Below are 1,168 nucleotides of genomic sequence, written 5' to 3'. Positions count from 1 at the left end.
CCGGCGCACCGCCGCGCCGGCCGCAGCCAGGTCCGCCGCGCCGCGCAAGCGGACGGGCCAGTGACCGCCACCACCCGCACTTTTTTCTGACATGGCCGCCCGCGCAGCGGGCCGCCGCGACCTTTGCCACCGACCATGAAACTCTTTCCCAACGGCCACGCCACCCATCCCCAGTGGCGCATGGCGGCCGCGCTGGTGCTGGCGCAACTGCGCGCGCAGATGGCGCTGCCGCAGTACGCCAGCGCGCCCACCCTGGGGGTGCTCTACATCACCGATCACTATGCGGACGAGGCGCAGGCCCTGCTCGACTTCGTGTCGGCCGAACTGCCCGAGGTGACCGACTGGAGCGGCACCGTGGGCGTGGGCGTGGCGGCCAACAACGCTGAATACTTCGACGAGCCGGCGCTGTCCGTCATGCTGCTGGACCTGCGGTCCGACCAGTACCGCGTGTTCTCCGGCGTGGCGCCCCTGGCGCGCAATGCGGCCAGCGGGTTCGTCGCGCACACGGCGCTCGTGCACGCGGACGGCCGCACGCCCGACCTGGCCGAGCTGATCGATGAAATGGCCGACCGCACGGCCACCGGCTACCTGTTCGGCGGCTTGTCGGCCAGCCGCAACGCGAGCGTGCAGTTCGCCGTGGGCGGCAACGGCAACATCGCGGGGCAGGGCGGCGCGCGCGGCGTGTTCGACGGCGGACTGTCGGGCGTGGCCTTCAGCGAGGGCGTGAGCCTGCTGTCGCGCGTCACGCAGGGTTGCCAGCCCGTGGGGCCGCTGTGCACCATCACCGAGGCGCAGGACAACGTGGTGTTGGCGCTCGACGGCCAGCCGGCGCTGGATGCGCTGCTGGACACGCTGCACATCTCGCTGGACGGTGACCCGCAGCCCGCGCTGCGCGAAGTGCGGGCCACGCTCGCGGGCCTGGTGGATGCCGGCGTGCAGCCGCTCGGCCGGGCCGGGCATTTCGGCACGGACACCCGGGTGCGCCACATCGTGGGGCTCGACGCCACGCGCCGCGGCGTGGCCCTGGCCGACCAGGTGGAAGAGGGCATGCGCCTGGCGTTCTGCCAGCGCAACGTGGCGGCGGCCCGCGCCGACCTGATGCGCATCTGCGCCGAGATCCGCGAGGAACTCACGCCCGAGGAGGCCGAGACCCTGCCCGCACCGTCGG

General features: G+C 73.1%; 1 protein-coding gene. It reads left to right on the top strand.

What is annotated here, in order from left to right:
* Nucleotides 1–135: 135 nt before the first annotated feature.
* Nucleotides 136–1,168 (top strand): FIST signal transduction protein (locus tag AC27KI_RS25345; protein ID WP_487116556.1); only part of this gene is annotated, 1,033 nt, incomplete at its 3' end.

The sequence above is a fragment of the Acidovorax sp. KPB24-03 genome (assembly GCF_057546605.1).
The sequence above is the reverse complement of the archived record's forward strand: the minus strand, read 5'-3'. Positions and strand labels throughout refer to the sequence as shown.